Source organism: Pseudomonas sp. TH37, assembly GCF_016650735.1.
Classification (GTDB): domain Bacteria; phylum Pseudomonadota; class Gammaproteobacteria; order Pseudomonadales; family Pseudomonadaceae; genus Aquipseudomonas; species Aquipseudomonas farris.
This window is the reverse complement of record NZ_JAEKFD010000007.1, coordinates 97378-111450: the sequence shown is the minus strand read 5'-3', so window position 1 is coordinate 111450 and position 14073 is coordinate 97378. Positions and strand designations below refer to the sequence as shown.

Annotated in this window: 16 protein-coding genes; 3 read left to right on the top strand and 13 right to left on the bottom strand. The window is 61.4% G+C overall.

All coding sequences use genetic code 11. From position 1 onward, the window contains the following. Positions 1 to 9: 9 nt before the first annotated feature. Entirely contained in the window at positions 10 to 729 is a 720-nt protein-coding gene (locus JFU11_RS18710; RefSeq protein ID WP_201061759.1) for a 16S rRNA (uracil(1498)-N(3))-methyltransferase, read from the top strand. 124 nt (positions 730 to 853) lie between these two features. Here JFU11_RS18710 and JFU11_RS18705 read toward each other — a convergent pair whose 3' ends face one another. From JFU11_RS18705 to JFU11_RS18695, 3 genes are read right to left on the bottom strand one after another with little or no spacing between them, the layout of a single operon-like run. Next, entirely contained in the window at positions 854 to 1756 is a 903-nt protein-coding gene (locus tag JFU11_RS18705; protein WP_123719666.1) for a transporter substrate-binding domain-containing protein, read from the bottom strand. Positions 1757 to 1784: 28 nt separating this feature from the next. Next, positions 1785 to 2135, bottom strand: coding sequence for a RidA family protein (locus tag JFU11_RS18700; protein ID WP_038981012.1), 351 nt, complete (start codon positions 2133 to 2135; stop codon positions 1785 to 1787). A gap of 18 nt (positions 2136 to 2153) precedes the next feature. Next, complete coding sequence (locus tag JFU11_RS18695; RefSeq protein ID WP_201061758.1) at positions 2154 to 3395, bottom strand: D-amino acid dehydrogenase; 1242 nt, start codon at positions 3393 to 3395, stop codon at positions 2154 to 2156. Positions 3396 to 3502: 107 nt separating this feature from the next. Here JFU11_RS18695 and JFU11_RS18690 point away from each other — a divergent pair, with 107 nt between their 5' ends. After that, a complete protein-coding gene (locus JFU11_RS18690; RefSeq protein ID WP_201061757.1) occupies positions 3503 to 4411 on the top strand; it encodes a LysR substrate-binding domain-containing protein in 909 nt (302 codons plus the stop codon). A gap of 5 nt (positions 4412 to 4416) precedes the next feature. On the opposite strand, the gene JFU11_RS18685 is transcribed toward JFU11_RS18690, so the two are convergent. Beyond that, positions 4417 to 5034 (bottom strand): hemolysin III family protein, encoded by a 618-nt coding sequence (locus tag JFU11_RS18685; protein ID WP_123719669.1) that lies wholly within the window; start codon positions 5032 to 5034, stop codon positions 4417 to 4419. Positions 5035 to 5243: 209 nt separating this feature from the next. Between JFU11_RS18685 and JFU11_RS18680 the strand changes: the two genes are divergently transcribed. Beyond that, entirely contained in the window at positions 5244 to 6158 is a 915-nt protein-coding gene (locus JFU11_RS18680; protein ID WP_123719670.1) for a LysR substrate-binding domain-containing protein, read from the top strand. A gap of 105 nt (positions 6159 to 6263) precedes the next feature. On the opposite strand, the gene madM is transcribed toward JFU11_RS18680, so the two are convergent. The 9 genes from madM to mdcA all read right to left on the bottom strand — a co-directional run bounded on the left by madM (position 6264) and on the right by mdcA (position 13515). Next, positions 6264 to 7028 (bottom strand): malonate transporter subunit MadM, encoded by a 765-nt coding sequence (gene madM, locus JFU11_RS18675; protein WP_123500490.1) that lies wholly within the window; start codon positions 7026 to 7028, stop codon positions 6264 to 6266. A 5-nt stretch (positions 7029 to 7033) separates the two neighbouring features. Beyond that, complete coding sequence (gene madL / locus JFU11_RS18670) at positions 7034 to 7426, bottom strand: malonate transporter subunit MadL (RefSeq protein ID WP_052965014.1); 393 nt, start codon at positions 7424 to 7426, stop codon at positions 7034 to 7036. A gap of 66 nt (positions 7427 to 7492) precedes the next feature. Then, positions 7493 to 8404 carry a malonate decarboxylase subunit epsilon gene (gene mdcH, locus JFU11_RS18665; protein WP_201061756.1) on the bottom strand — a complete coding sequence of 304 codons (912 nt, stop codon included), beginning with the start codon at positions 8402 to 8404 and terminating at the stop codon, positions 7493 to 7495. After that, complete coding sequence (locus JFU11_RS18660; RefSeq protein ID WP_201121344.1) at positions 8401 to 9021, bottom strand: malonate decarboxylase holo-ACP synthase; 621 nt, start codon at positions 9019 to 9021, stop codon at positions 8401 to 8403. The genes mdcH and JFU11_RS18660 overlap by 4 nt, the downstream gene beginning before the upstream one ends. Further along, positions 9015 to 9818 carry a biotin-independent malonate decarboxylase subunit gamma gene (gene mdcE, locus JFU11_RS18655; RefSeq protein WP_201087451.1) on the bottom strand — a complete coding sequence of 268 codons (804 nt, stop codon included), beginning with the start codon at positions 9816 to 9818 and terminating at the stop codon, positions 9015 to 9017. Before mdcE ends, JFU11_RS18660 begins: the two co-directional genes overlap by 7 nt. Further along, on the bottom strand, positions 9815 to 10678 hold the full coding sequence (locus JFU11_RS18650; RefSeq protein ID WP_201087450.1) for a biotin-independent malonate decarboxylase subunit beta: 864 nt from the start codon (positions 10676 to 10678) through the stop codon (positions 9815 to 9817). Before JFU11_RS18650 ends, mdcE begins: the two co-directional genes overlap by 4 nt. Next, positions 10671 to 10970, bottom strand: a complete 300-nt coding sequence (locus JFU11_RS18645) for a malonate decarboxylase subunit delta (protein WP_201061752.1) — start codon at positions 10968 to 10970, stop codon at positions 10671 to 10673. Before JFU11_RS18645 ends, JFU11_RS18650 begins: the two co-directional genes overlap by 8 nt. Then, complete coding sequence (locus JFU11_RS18640) at positions 10970 to 11845, bottom strand: triphosphoribosyl-dephospho-CoA synthase (RefSeq protein WP_201061750.1); 876 nt, start codon at positions 11843 to 11845, stop codon at positions 10970 to 10972. The genes JFU11_RS18645 and JFU11_RS18640 overlap by 1 nt, the downstream gene beginning before the upstream one ends. Further along, on the bottom strand, positions 11845 to 13515 hold the full coding sequence (mdcA, locus tag JFU11_RS18635; RefSeq protein WP_201061749.1) for a malonate decarboxylase subunit alpha: 1671 nt from the start codon (positions 13513 to 13515) through the stop codon (positions 11845 to 11847). Before mdcA ends, JFU11_RS18640 begins: the two co-directional genes overlap by 1 nt. Positions 13516 to 14073 lie beyond the last annotated feature (558 nt).

The window sequence follows — 14073 nt, the reverse complement described above, 5'->3', positions numbered from 1 at the left end:
AGACCATTGATGAGACTGTCCCGCTTCTTTATCGACGCCCCCTTGAGCATCGGCGAACACGAGCTTCCCGAGGCCCAGGCCCATTACATCAGCCGCGTGCTGCGCATGGCCGAGGGTGATGCGGTGCAATTGTTCGACGGCTCGGGCCATGAGTTTCGCGGCACGCTGGCAGAAGTCGGCAAGAAGCGCGTCGTGGTAAATATCGATGACAGCTTCGCCGGGCAGATCGAGTCGTCGCTGGCGGTCCATCTCGGCCAGGGCTTGTCCCGTGGCGAGCGGATGGACTGGGCGATTCAGAAAGCCACCGAACTGGGCGTCAGCGAAATCACCCCGATCTTCACCGACCGCTGCGAAGTCCGCCTCAAGGACGAGCGCGCCGACAAACGCCTGATGCACTGGCGTCAGGTGGCGATCAGCGCCTGCGAGCAGTGCGGGCGCTCATCGGTGCCGGTGATTCATCCGCCGTTGCTGTTGGCCGACTGGCTGAAGCAGACGGAAGCCGAATTGAAACTGGTGCTGCACCCGGTGGCCGAGCCGCTGGTGAGCCATGCGAAACCGGCGACACTGGCGTTTCTGATCGGCCCGGAAGGCGGGTTGTCCGACGCTGAAGTCGAGCAGGCCAAGGCTGGCGGTTTTCACGCCGCCCGCCTCGGCCCTCGCGTGCTGCGCACCGAAACCGCGCCGGTGGTGGCATTGGCGGTAGCCCAACAGTTGTGGGGCGATTTTTAGGTTTGATCGTTCCCACGCTCTGCGTGGGAATGCAGCCCGGGACGCTCCGCGTCCCATCAAAAGCCGAACGCGGAGCGTCCGTAGAGGCATTCCCACGCAGAGCGTGGGAACGATCTTTCAGGAACTACTGCACCGGATCACTCACCGGTTTGGCGATAATCGCTTTCAACTCGCTGGTCATCGGAAACTCAAGGTTCAAACCTTTAGGCGGAATCGGTTGCTGGAACCAGCGGTTGTAGATGCCGTTGATTTCCCCTGAGCTGTACAAATCAGCAAGCGTCGAATTCACCAACTCGAGAAATTGCGGATCACCCTTGCGCACCATACAGCTGTAGATTTCCCGCGATTGCTCCTCGCCCACCACGACCCACTTATGCGGATCACGAGCCTTGGCCCGTTCGCCGTAAAGCAGCGCGTCGTCCATATAGAAAGCCACCGCCCGCCCTGACTGCAGCATCTGGAACGCTTCGCCGTGGTCCTTGGCGCTGATCACGAACATATCGATCTTGTGATCGACGTTGTAGCTCTTCAGAAACCGCTCATTGGTGGTGCCGGCGGTGGTCACAACGTTCTTGCCGCTCAGGTCGGCGAAGCTCTTGATACCGCTGTCCTTCGCCGTGAGCAATTGCCCCTTCACGTAGATGAATCCATAGGAAAACGCCACTTGCTGCATGCGCTCGGCAGTCACGCCGGTGGAGCCGCATTCAAGGTCGACCGTGCCGTTCTGCACCAGCGGAATGCGTGTTTGCGAGGTCACCAGGTTGTACTTCACCTGCAAATCCGGCAGCTCGAGCTTTTGCTTGATGCGCTCGACAATCTTGCTCGCCAGGTCCACCGAATAGCCCATCGGCTGCCCCGTGTGATCCCCCACGTAAGAGAACGGCACCGACGCGTCGCGATAACCCAGCGTGATGCTCTTGGCATTGGCGACCTTGTTCAGCGTGCCGGTCAGCGGCGCTTCATTGGCCTGGACCTGACTGGCGAACAGCAGGCCAAGGGTGCAGCCGATCAACGTGATTTTTTGCATTGTTATTCTCCGTTGTGGGTAGATCGAATTAACGGCGGGCGGCGATCACGGTGATTTCCACCAGGACCTCTGGACGGGCCAGTTGCGCCTGCAACGTGGTGCGGGTCGGCGCCTTGTCCGGCGACAGCCATTGTGACCAGACCTCGTTCATGGCGGCGAAATCGCGGCCAATGTCGCTCAAGTAAATGGTCGCGCTGAGTAAGTGATCCTTGTCGCTGCCAGCCTCGGCCAGCAACCCGTCGATTTTCGCCAGGACCTCTGCGGTTTGACCAGCAGCGTCGCGGCTGTCACCCGGCACCTGTCCCGATAGAAACACCAGCTCGCCAAAGGTCACGGCGCCAGAGAGTCGACTGTTGCTGTTGAAACGCTTGATGCTCATCGGTTCTTCCTTTTCCAGTCAGGCGACGCGGGGTGCGAGGCCCTGCATTTCGATCGAGGGTGCGCGCCGGGCAATCAACTCACTCAGCAGCCGAGCGCTACCGCAGGCCAAAGTAAAGCCCAAGGCGCCATGGCCGAGGTTGAGCCAGAGGTTGCGGTACGCCGTGGCGCCAATTAATGGCACGCCGCTGGGGGTCGCCGGGCGCATGCCGGCCCATTCGATGGCAGCGTCGTAATCGCCGGCATTGGGCAAGGTTTCCTGGGCCTGGCGTTTGATCAGCGCCAGACGCTTGGGGTCGAGCCCCGGGTCGAAACCGACAATGTCGACCATCGCCGCTACGCGCAGTTGCGCACCGATGCGGGCGTAAACGATCTTGCGGTTGTAATCGGTGATGCTCAGCTCCGGCGCGCGATGTTCGGCGCGGATCGGCAGGGTCAGGCTGTAGCCCTTGAGCGGATACAGCGGCAGGTTCATGCCCGGCAACGCCAACGCCGGGCTGCGATGACCGGCAGCGATCACCAGTTGTTCGACCGGCAATACCTGCGCGCCCATTTCGATGGCCTGCACCGCGCCGTTCCCGTGGCGAATGCCGGTGACCGTGCGGCCCAGCAAAAACTCGCAACGCCCCGACGCCTTGAGCCGGGCCGCCAGTTGCAGACAGAAAGCATGGCAATCGGCGACTTCTTCATCGGGCGTGTAGATCGCGCCCACGAATGGCGCCTCGGCGAGTGCCGGCTCCAGCTGTGCGCACTCGGCCCGGGACAACACTTGCTGCTGTCGCGGATCAGTCAGCCCTTGGCGCGCATGCTCGAAGCTTGCGGCTTCACGAAACGTCACCAGTTTGCCGTTGCGCCGCCAATCGAAACCGTCGAGGCGGTCTTCGTCGCGCCAGCCTTGCAGCGTGGCCTGGCTCAGCAGCGCCAGGCGCAGCAGGTGTGCGCCGTTGCGCTGATTCACCGAACGCCGGCAGGCCGCCAGAAAGGACGCCATCCAGCGCCATTGCGCCGGGTCCAGGCGTGGACGCAGCTTCAATGGCGAGTCACCGCGCAACATCCAGCCCAGCGCCTGCAACGGTACGCCGGCATCGGCCAGTGGCGCGACATAGCGGTAGGACAACTGGCCGCCGTTGGCGAAACTGGTCTCGCTGGCAAACGAATCCCGGGCCTCGATCAGCGTCACGTCGATGCCATCGCGAACCAGTGCATAAGCCGTTGTCAGCCCGATGACGCCGCCACCGATGATGCAAACCCGCTGAGCCATGTCTGTCCTTAAGCGTTGTTGGAACGTGCTTCAGGTTAGGACCAGGTGACAGCCGTTGAACAATGCATAAAGATGCCTGACCCATAAACAAAGGTTATGGACTTGCCATGCGACTGCGACACATCGAGATTTTTCAGGCCATTCGCCAGACCGGTTCGGTCAGCGGCGCCGCCCAGTTGCTGCACGTGTCGCAGCCGGCGGTGAGCAAAGTGCTGCAACACGCCGAACAGCAATTGGGCTTTCCGTTATTCCTGCGGGTGCGCGGCAAATTGCAGCCGACGCCCGAAGCCCTGGAGCTAGAGCGCGAAGTCGACAAGGTCACCGAAAGCCTGCAAGGCGTGCGACGTCTGGCCCAAAGCCTGCGCCGCGAACCGGGCCACAGTGTACGGATTGGTGCGATCCCGGCACTGGCCTTGTCACTGCTGCCGCCGGCGATCAATGAATGGACGCAACGCTACCCGGAAATCGCCTGCGAACTGTCCAGCGCCCACAGCCGTGAGCTGATGCAGAACTTGTTGATGCGCGAAGTGGATGTCGCCCTGACGTTGCAACTGCCCGATCATCCGGGCCTGAAAGCGCAGGCCCTGGCCTGTGGGATGCTGGTGGCGCTGGCGCCGAAGGGCTTTTGGCTCGACGACACTCACGGCAAACCGCTGCCGTTGATCGAACTGGCCGGTGCGCCGCTGATCGGCTTGTCCAGCGCCGACCCGCTGGCCGCCAGACTCGACAGCTACCTTGAGGCGGTCGATCCGCCGCCAAAGGTACGCATCGCGGTGCAGACCTATTCGCTGGCGCGGGCGATGGTTGAATCCGGTGCCGGGCTAGCAGTGATCGACCCGTTCACCGCGCTCGGCGCGTCCCCCGCCACCACAGCGATTCGCCCCCTGGCGCCGGCGCTACCGATCACCCTGTACGCAGTCACCCGCGCCGACGAACCGCCGCCACACACCTTGAGCGATTTGTTGCAGGTGTTCAGCCGACGGGCGCAGGCGCAACTGGATCGCTTGATCCCGTAGAGGTCTCAAAGGACATAAAACAGAATCGCCACAAAGTGCAGCACGCTCCCGGCGATCACGAACAGATGCCAGACCCCATGGGCATGACGCAAACGATTATCGAGGGCAAAAAAGACAATCCCCACGGTGTACAACACCCCGCCGGACGCCAGCCAGGCAAACCCGGTGCTGCCCAGTGCCGCCAGTAACGGCTTGACCGCCACCAGCACGATCCAGCCCATCACCGCGTAAATCACGATCGATAGAATCCGCGCTTCCGAGCGGGGTTTGATCTCTTGCAGGATGCCGATCAGCGCCAGCCCCCAGACAATCCCGAACAACGTCCAGCCCCACGGCCCGCGCAGGGTCACCAGGCAGAACGGTGTGTAACTGCCGGCAATCAGCAGGTAGATCGAAAAGTGATCGACCTTCTGCATGATCGCCTTCTTGCGCCCGCGCACGCTGTGGTAAACGGTCGACGCGCTGTAGAGCACCAGCAAGGTGAACGCGTAAATCGCCACGCTGACGATCTTCCACGGGCTGCCGTCCATACTGGCGATCACCAGCAGCCACACACCCCCGACAAACGCCGCCACCGCCCCAACCAAATGCGTCCAGGCATTCAATCTTTCCCCGTGATACATGTGTTGCTCACCTCAAAATTCGTTAACACAAAGCCCCCTGTAGGAGCTGTCGAGTGAAACGAGGCTGCGATCTTTTGATCTTGCTTCTCGGCGCCCCCGAAGGTGCTGAAGATCAAAAGATCGCAGCCTTCGGCAGCTCCTACAAAAGCTATCGAGCCAAACGTCAGCCAATTGGGCACAATCGAGCGATTCGAATAAGAGTCACGCCCATGCTGATCGATGAAGAGTTGACCCTGAAAAAACTCGAGGTGTTCCTGGCCTTCATGCGCACCGGCAACCTGGCCCGCGCCGCCGCCGAGTTGCAAACCAGCAACGTCAGCGTGCACCGCGCCATTCACTCTCTGGAAAGCGCCCTGCGTTGCCCGCTATTCAAACACGAAGGCCGCAACCTGACCCCACTCGAAAGCGCTTATGTGCTGGAAGAGCGGGCACAGAAGCTGATCCAGGACGTACTCGAAAGCGTACGCCTGACCCGCGAAGCTGCCGGGTTCTCGGCTGAGCGCTTCAAGCTTGGGTCACTGTATTCGCTGACGGTGAAAACCGTGCCGCAGCTGATCATGGGCCTGAAAATTCGCCGTAGCGAACTCAATATCGACCTGATTCTGGGCTCGAACATCGACCTGTTGTACAAGCTCAAGAACATGGAAGTCGACGCGATCCTGGTGTCGCTGGATGACAGCGTGAATGACCCGGACTGCGAGCATATTCCGCTGTTTTCCGATGACATCTTCCTCGCCACCCCGGCTGATTCGCCCTTTGCCCAGCGGGCCGAAGTCGATCTGGCCGAGGTGCGCGACGAGACATTCATCACCTTGACCCAAGGCTTCGCCACACACCAGGACGGTATTCGGGTGTTCAAGCAGGCGGGGTTCGAGCCGAAGGTGGCGATGCAGGTCAACGACATCTTCACCCTGCTGAGCATGGTCAGCTCCGGGGTCGGTTATGCGTTGCTGCCGGGAAGAATTGCGGCGGTGTATGAGAACCGGGTGAAGCTGATTCCATTGCAAGAAAAGTATCGGTTACAGCAGCACATCGGCGTGGTGTTCCTGAAGGCCAAGGAGCGTGACCCGAATTTGTTGGCGTTGCTGGCGGAGTGTCGGATGTATGCCAATCGGCAGGCCTGACAGACCGCGGTGCCTGCATCGCGGGCAAGCCACGCTCCCACAGGAAATGCGCTGTCCTTGTGGGAGCGTGGCTTGCCCGCGAAGGCGACAGCCCGGTCAATAACTCTAGCCAAGCAATCCGCGCATGATCAGAAACAGCAGCGAAGGCCCGAGCAGGCAGCCCAGTGCGGTATAGAACGCCGCCGTCAGGCATCCATAAGGCACCAGCTTCGGATCAGTCGCCGCCAACCCGCCGGCCACACCGCTGGAGGTGCCCATCAACCCACCGAAAATCACTGCACTGCGTGGATTGTTCAAACCGATCATCGGCGCCACGAACGGCGTCATGACCATGACCAGAATCGCCTTGATCAGCCCGGCCGCAATCGATAGCGCCATGACTTCCGAACTGGCCCCGATAGCCGCGCCTGTCACCGGCCCGACGATATAAGTCACCGCGCCCGCGCCGATGGTGGTCAGGCTCACCGCATCGGTATAACCAAACGCCATGGCGACCGCGACACCTGCGATGAACGACGTCCCGACACCCACGAACAGTGCCAGCACCCCGACGAAGCCGGCTCGTTTGAGCTCATCGACACTCACACCGAATGCCGTGGCGACAATGGCGAAGTCCCGCAGCATGGCTCCGCCGAGCAGGCCGATACCCGAGAGCAACGGAATGTCGACCACACCTTTCTGGCCACCGGTCAGCGCGCCACCGATGTAAGACAGCAGCAGGCCCAGCAGGATAGCGATGGCCGAACCGTGCAGGCGGCCTTTGGTAAATGTGTTGGAAATCCAGTAGGACAGCCACATGGTTACGCCGACAATGGCAAACCCACTGATCAGCCCGTAACTGGTAATCACCTTCATCATCGATTCGTACATGGTGATCACCCTACTGTTTTTGGTGGAGTGACAGGTTCAGGCGCCTTGTTGCCGATGCGCACCAGTACCGGTACCAGAGCGAAGGCAATGGCCACTGCCACCGTACCGGCCAGGATCGCCATCGGCCCACCCTTGAGCGCACCGTAGACGTTTTGCTGCGCGGCCATGGCAACCACGATCGGGATATAGATCGCGCTCCAGAACTCCACACCCTGCTCGGTCTTGCCTTTGAACCAACCGCTTTTGTTGAGGTAGCTACCGAGCCCGATCAACAGCAGCATCGCAATACCGACGCCGCCCACGTTGGCCGGCACGCCAATCAGCTTGCCGAGCAGTTCGCCGATAAAAATACCCGCCAGGGTACAAAAGGCGAGAAACGCCACACCGTAAATAATCATTGTTGTAGTCCTCAAAGTGCATCGTCGGAATTGTTGTTTTTGTAGTTCGCAGCCTGAGTCGGTGATCTAGGGTTGGCGGCTTCCCTCCTCACGCAACAGCGCCTGCAAGGTATCAAGCCGCGCACCGTCGAAGGCAATCACGGTGCCCTGCTCGAACACCCGGCGCGCCAATCCGGTCAACACCGCACCGGGCGGCAGTTCGATCTGTAGACGTACGCCACGCTCGTAAGCGCTTTGCACCGTGCCGCGCCAATCCACCACACGGCACATGTTGAAGGCCAGGTCGTCGCGTAACGCCTCGGGATTGATAACAGGCCGGGCGCGACTGCCGCTCAGATAACCCAGGATCGGCGTTTTCAATTGCACCTTGGCGAAGGCTTCGGCCAGGATTTTCGCCGGAGCTTCCAGCAGCGGACAGTGGGACGGCACGCTGACCGCCAGACGCTTGGCCAGCCCGGCACCACAACCTTTCGCAAACTCGGCAACCGCTTTCATCGCACCATCGCTGCCGGCGATGACCACTTGGTTATCGGCGTTGATGTTGGCCAGGTAAACCGGCGTGTCGAGGCTATGAACCTGCGCCAGCAAACCTTCCACCGTCGCCAGATCCAGACCGATGATCGCGGTCATGCCATAGCCCTGAGGATAAGCCTGCTGCATCAGTTCGCCGCGCAGGCTGACCAGATGCAGTGCATCACTGAAGCTCAAGGCGCCGGCGACCACCGCCGCCGGGTAGGCGCCAATGGACAATCCGGCCACGTAATCCGCGCTCAATAACAACTGACGTGAAGCGGCCACTCCGGCGATCAGCAGGCACAGCTGAACCGCCCTCGTCGACTGCAACGCCTCGGCAGAATCGAGCAACAAAACATCTTCACCCAGCACCTCGCTCGCCTCGATCAGCGTTTCCCGAGGCAAACGATGGAGCATGCCCGGTTGCTGCGCGCCCTGGCCGGGGAACACCAGCAAACTGCTCACGCTGCTTGCTCCTGCGGGTTCCAGGGATCGGTGACCAGGCAGGCGACCTGAGCGTTTTTGAGCAGCACCCGTTGCGACGGACCGGCCCATTCGCGCAGAGCCACGGCGCCATTCGGCGTCTGCAATTGCATGTCGACCAGACATTCAGCGGTGCCGAGAAGCGTCACCAACTCTTGCGCTTGAAGTCGACTCAACGGTTGCGGTGTACGCAGAATCAAGTCCAGATCGCTGTGCTCATGCAACGCCGCAAAACCACTGGCCAATTCAAATCCGGCGCTGCCGCTGACACCCCACACCCAACCGCAGGCGTCGAGCATTGGTCGCAATTGCGCCAGCGCTCGCAACGCCGGCAGATCCCGAACCGTCTCGACATGACACAGCTCTTCCGGCCTTACCCGACGCGAAATCGCTGTGATCGCCATCGACGTTGCATAACGCTGTTCACGCAAGCGTCCGCGCACGCCGACCGCGATTTGATCCGGCGCAGTTATCGCGCGCCGAACCACCACCGGCTGACCCGCGCTGATCGACTCGACCGCCCACGCAGGCGCATCCGCAGGCAACTGCTCCGGGGTCATCCCCCACAGCAGGTCGTGGGCCAGAAACGTGTTCACCACTGCTCTCTCAACAGTTGGCGAACCTTGCTCGACGCGGCGCGATTGCTCGCACCCAAGCGACTACTCAGATCGCGATGACCGGCGTCAACATTTTCAATCGCCTGAACCAGACACTCATTCACCCGCGCCAGATCCGCCGTCGTCGGTTGTTCGATCTGATCCACCGACAAGGTTTCCCAAAGCAAACCCAGGCTGGCAAAGCTGTCGATGTCATAGGCCATCGGCGGCACGCTGGCGGCCAAGGCTTCAAGTTCTTCGACACTGCGCAATGTCACCCGCGCCGCCGACGCCTTGCCCATCGCATGCACCATCACGCCCGGATCGCGCAGCGCGATCAGCCGGTTGGCCTGATAACCATGAGCGAGAAACGCCCCGGACATCGCCTTGCCCACCAGCAAACCAATCACCACATGCCCGGCCAGTCGGGCGCGGGCATAACTGTCCGCAGCACCGGCCAAGGCTTGATGAATGCCGAGGGCTTCTTCGCGTCGGCCGTAAGCCTGGCTCGGCACATCGACAATGGCGATCAAGGCGCGTTTTTGAGGCTTGTCGTTATCCGCAGCAATAACGTCATCCACCGCTTTGGCCAGGCCCCAGCCTTCCAGCAAACCGACCTCGCCATTGCGGGCGCGGACGAAGCGGTTGTCGGGATCGGCCACCACCGCGATAAAACGCGCAGGCTGCTCACCCAATAAACCATCGGCGACTTTCAACGACGCCGGCAAACCCTCGACCGATTTCGCGCCGGCACTCAAGGCGTTGAACCAGTTCAAGCCTCTCAGGGAATACGAACTCATGAACGCTCTCCTTGATACAGATCGCGAACCGTCGCCGGCTCGATTTGTGGTTCGGCGTCCAGACGCGCCAGCCGTTGCAGGAACCATTCGGCCTGGCGGCTGCGTTGCTGCGCCGGCAAACCCTGCTTGAGCAATTCGCAGATCTGCTGCTGAATCTGCGCCACGTCGTCAGCCACGTAGCGATCCACCAACCCAGTGCCGAAACGTTGCTCGCCACCGGTCAGGCTCCAGATAAACGGCCGGTCACGGGAGTCGTATTCCTCAAGCCCGGCTTCCTGCTCGATCACCTGTGGGCCATTGAGGCCAAGGCGCGCTTCCTGAGTCACCAGCAAATAGCTGCACAACCCGGCGGCAATCGACATGCCGCCAAAGCAACCGACGCTGCCGGCGACTACGCCGACTACTGGCTGGTACTGGCGCAAATCGACAATCGCCGCATGAATATCGGCAATCGCCGCCAACCCGAGATTGGCCTCCTGCAAACGCACACCACCGGTTTCAAGCAGCAACACGGCGCGAGTGGGAATGCCTTTGCGGTTGTCCTCGGCGGCCAGTTCCAGCGCACCGGCAATCTTCGCCCCGCCGACTTCACCCAGGCTACCGCCCTGAAACGCACCTTCGATGGCCGCGATCACCACCGGCAAACCACCGAGGCGGCCTTTGGCGATCACCACGCCGTCATCGGCTTGCGGCACCACGCCCTGGCGCGACAGCCATGGCGACATGACGCGCTGAAACGGGTCGAGCAGTTCACGAAAAGTACCCGCGTCGAGCAAGGCTTTCGCTCGTTGCCGGGCGCCGAGTTCGACGAAGCTATGCCTTTCAAGGAATGGGTTGAGAAGCGCTGCGCTGTCAGTCATGGTTGATCTCCTCGAAGCCTTGTTCCAGGCGCAAACGCACCACGCCGGGAGTGGCGCCGAAATCGTGGATATCAATCGCCATCGCGGGCGGTGTCTGGCCGTCGAACATCCGCGCGAACAGATGCTGCCAGCGTTGTTCACTGCCGTTGACCGAGGTCTGCACCTGGATCGTCAGCTTGCCGGCCAGCCCCGGTTCGATCAGCACTTCCAGATCGCCCGAGCCCACGCAGCCCACCAGCGCCCTACCCCGAGGCGGCTGCCCGGCGGGGAATTCAAAGGATAAGGTTTCCATCAAAACGCTCCCTGGAAGATGCCGTCGCCCGAGTCGATACGATCGATAAACAGGCAGGCTGCGAGCAAGTCCGCAGCGCCACCGGGCGAGGCATTCAACGCGATTAATTGTTGGTCCAGCTCATGCAAACGGCGGCGGCCAGCCAGGCTCGCACTACCGCCGGCGTCGAGCACCGCTTGGGCGCCGAGTTGCATGGTCTGCAGGCCGAGCTCGCCTGCGCGGTAGAGCACGCAGGTGTCGGAGAGATGGGTCATGATCGCCAGCAAGGCGTCGAGCCGAGCGTTCTGTTCACCATGGCCGGCGGCGCGGCTGAGTTTGAGTTGCGGCAGTGCGCGTTGAATCACTGCAGGGAAACCAAGCTGTGCTTCTTCGCGTGCACCGCGAGCGCCGTAACGCTGGGCGACTTGGGCGCCATGGCTCAGAGGACGCGGCGCGTAACGGTCGTCGAGCAAGGCCAGACGTGCAGCGCGCAAGGTCACGGCGCTTGCTTTGGTATTCGTGCACTCCAGCGCGGCCGCAGCGACCAACAGCCCCAACGCCCAGATCGCCCCACGATGAGTATTCACACCGTTGGTGGTGGCGAGCATCGTTTGCTCACCGTCACGACCAATCCGCCCAAGGGCTTCGCGCAGGGGTAAACCGACTTCGCCAAACTCGATGGCCGCTTCTGCCATTGCCTTGAACGCCGGCCACAACGACAGCGCCGAGGCGTGCATCAGGCTCAGGTGTAAATCGGTGTGCACGCCATTGCCGCGACGGTCGACCAGCGCCGGTTTCGGCGACAGATCCGCTTCGTCGATCAGCGCGTCCACCGCCAGGTCCGCCAGCCGCTCAGTCAGGGTTAAAGGTTTCGGTTGCAGATTGAATGCGTGCATTACCAGCTCCTGAACTTGGCGGGCGGGTTGTAGAGGCCACCGGACCACTCCACCAGATCGGCCACGCTTTTCGCTGCGAGCAGCTCGCGGGTGGCGTCGGTGCGGCGGATGCCGAGGTCTTCGGGCAAGGCGATCAGGCCTTCGCGGCGCATGCGGGCGGTGTCTTTCGGGTTGTGGCGCAGGCCGATGGCAGTCACCCCGGCCACGGCGGCGATCATCGCCTGACGTTCTTCGAGGGAACGGGCCTTGTACAAATAGGCGATGCCTTCCTCGGTGAGCAGATGGGTGACGTCGTCGCCGTAGATCATGATCGGCGCCAGCGGCATGCCGCTTTTCTTCGCCACGTCCACCGCGTCGAGGGTTTCAACGAAGGTCGGTTTGCCGCCCTCCTGGAAGGTCTCGACCATTTGCACCACGAGTTTCTTGCCGCGTTCCAGCAACGCTTCGGGTGCATCGTCGTGACGCATGTCGAGCCAGGCCGGCGTGCCATGGCGGCGACCGCGCGGGTCGTGACCCATGTTCGGCGCACCACCGAAACCGGCCAGCCGTCCACGGGTCACGGTGGAGGAATGGCCGTCGCCGTCGACTTGCAGGGTCGCGCCGATGAACAGGTCCACCGCGTATTGCCCGGCCAGTTGGCAGAACATCCGGTTGGAACGCAGTGAACCGTCGCGGCCGGTGAAGAACACATCCGGTCGAGCGGCGATATAGTTTTCCATGCCCAGTTCAGTGCCGAAGCAATGCACGCTTTCGACCCAACCGCTTTCGATGGCCGGGATCAGGGTTGGGTGAGGATTGAGGGTCCAGTTGCGGCAGATCTTGCCTTTCAAACCGAGGGACTCGCCGTAGGTCGGCAGAATCAGTTCGATGGCCGCGGTGTTGAAACCGATGCCGTGGTTGAGCGATTGAACGTTGTGTTTTTCGTAGATCCCGCGGATCGCCATCATCGCCATCAACACGTGCACAGGCTTGATGTGTCGTGGGTCGCGGGTGAACAGCGGTTCGATGTAGAACGGCTTGTCGGCCACCACCACGAAATCGACCCAGGATGCGGGAATGTCGACACGGGGCAGTTCGCTGACGTCGTCCACCAATTGGTTGACCTGGACGATGACGATGCCGTCGCTGAAGGCGGCAGGTTCGATCAACGCGGGGGTGTCTTCGGTACTCGGGCCGGTGTAGATGTTGCCGGCGCGGTCGGCCATGAAACCGGCCGAGAGCACGACGTTGGGAATCAAGTCGACCACCAGCCGCGCATAGAGCTCGATGTAGGTGTGAATCGCGCCGATTTCCAGCAGGCCGTCTTCGAGCAACTGGCTGATGCGCAGGCTCTGGGTGCCGGCGAACGAGAAGTCGAGCTTGCGGGCGATACCGCGCTCGAACAGGTCCAGGTGCTCGGAACGCCCGACGCTGGGCATGATCATGTGCAAGTCATGCAGCTTGTCCGGATCGGCCTTGGCCAGGGAGCGGGAAAGGAAGTCCGCCTGCTTCTGGTTATTACCCTCCAGCACCACACGGTCGCCGGGCAGAATCAACGCCTCCAGCGCCGCAACGATCTTGTCGGTGGGCAGCACCACACCGTCGGCGAAACCCCGCACCAGCTCGAGACGCCGCTGCTTTTCGCTGCGCCGCCGCGTCCATCGCGAGTCGGGGGATATTGTTGTTGTCATGACCACTCCACGGGTTCGCTGTCGTGGGAGTCACCTTAGGAGCGTTAGGTGGAGGGCATCAATCAAGCAGAGTGGTGGATCGTTACGGTCAGGGTAATGATCGACAGAAGACCTCTGTTGCCAGTACCGGCCTCATCGCGGGCAAGCCCGCTCCCACAGTGTCCGTGTCGTGCTCAGATCCTGAGTCATCCACAATACCTGTGGGAGCGGGCTTGCCCGCGATGAGGCCAGAATAACCCCCGCAGCTTTCGATGACGAAGATTTCGTCGCTCATGGCAGAAAGCAAACAACCGATAAGTCCCAAAATAGGACCAATCGGTCCCTTTTTGGGAATCTTCAACCTAATGCAGAAACCTTTGTGGCAAGCCCCTCACCACAGGGAGATCCGACAGCTTGGGGTTTTGTGTTTAAAAGTTTGTCCGCAGGAACGGTGAGAGGCTACGCAGTCTGGCGTCGCTGCCTACAACAATGCCGGAACCCGCCGACTGGTGCGGTTTTGCGTTGGTCTTTATCGTTTGTGTGTCGCTGGCAATTCAGCGACCGGGCTTGGAACCCCGA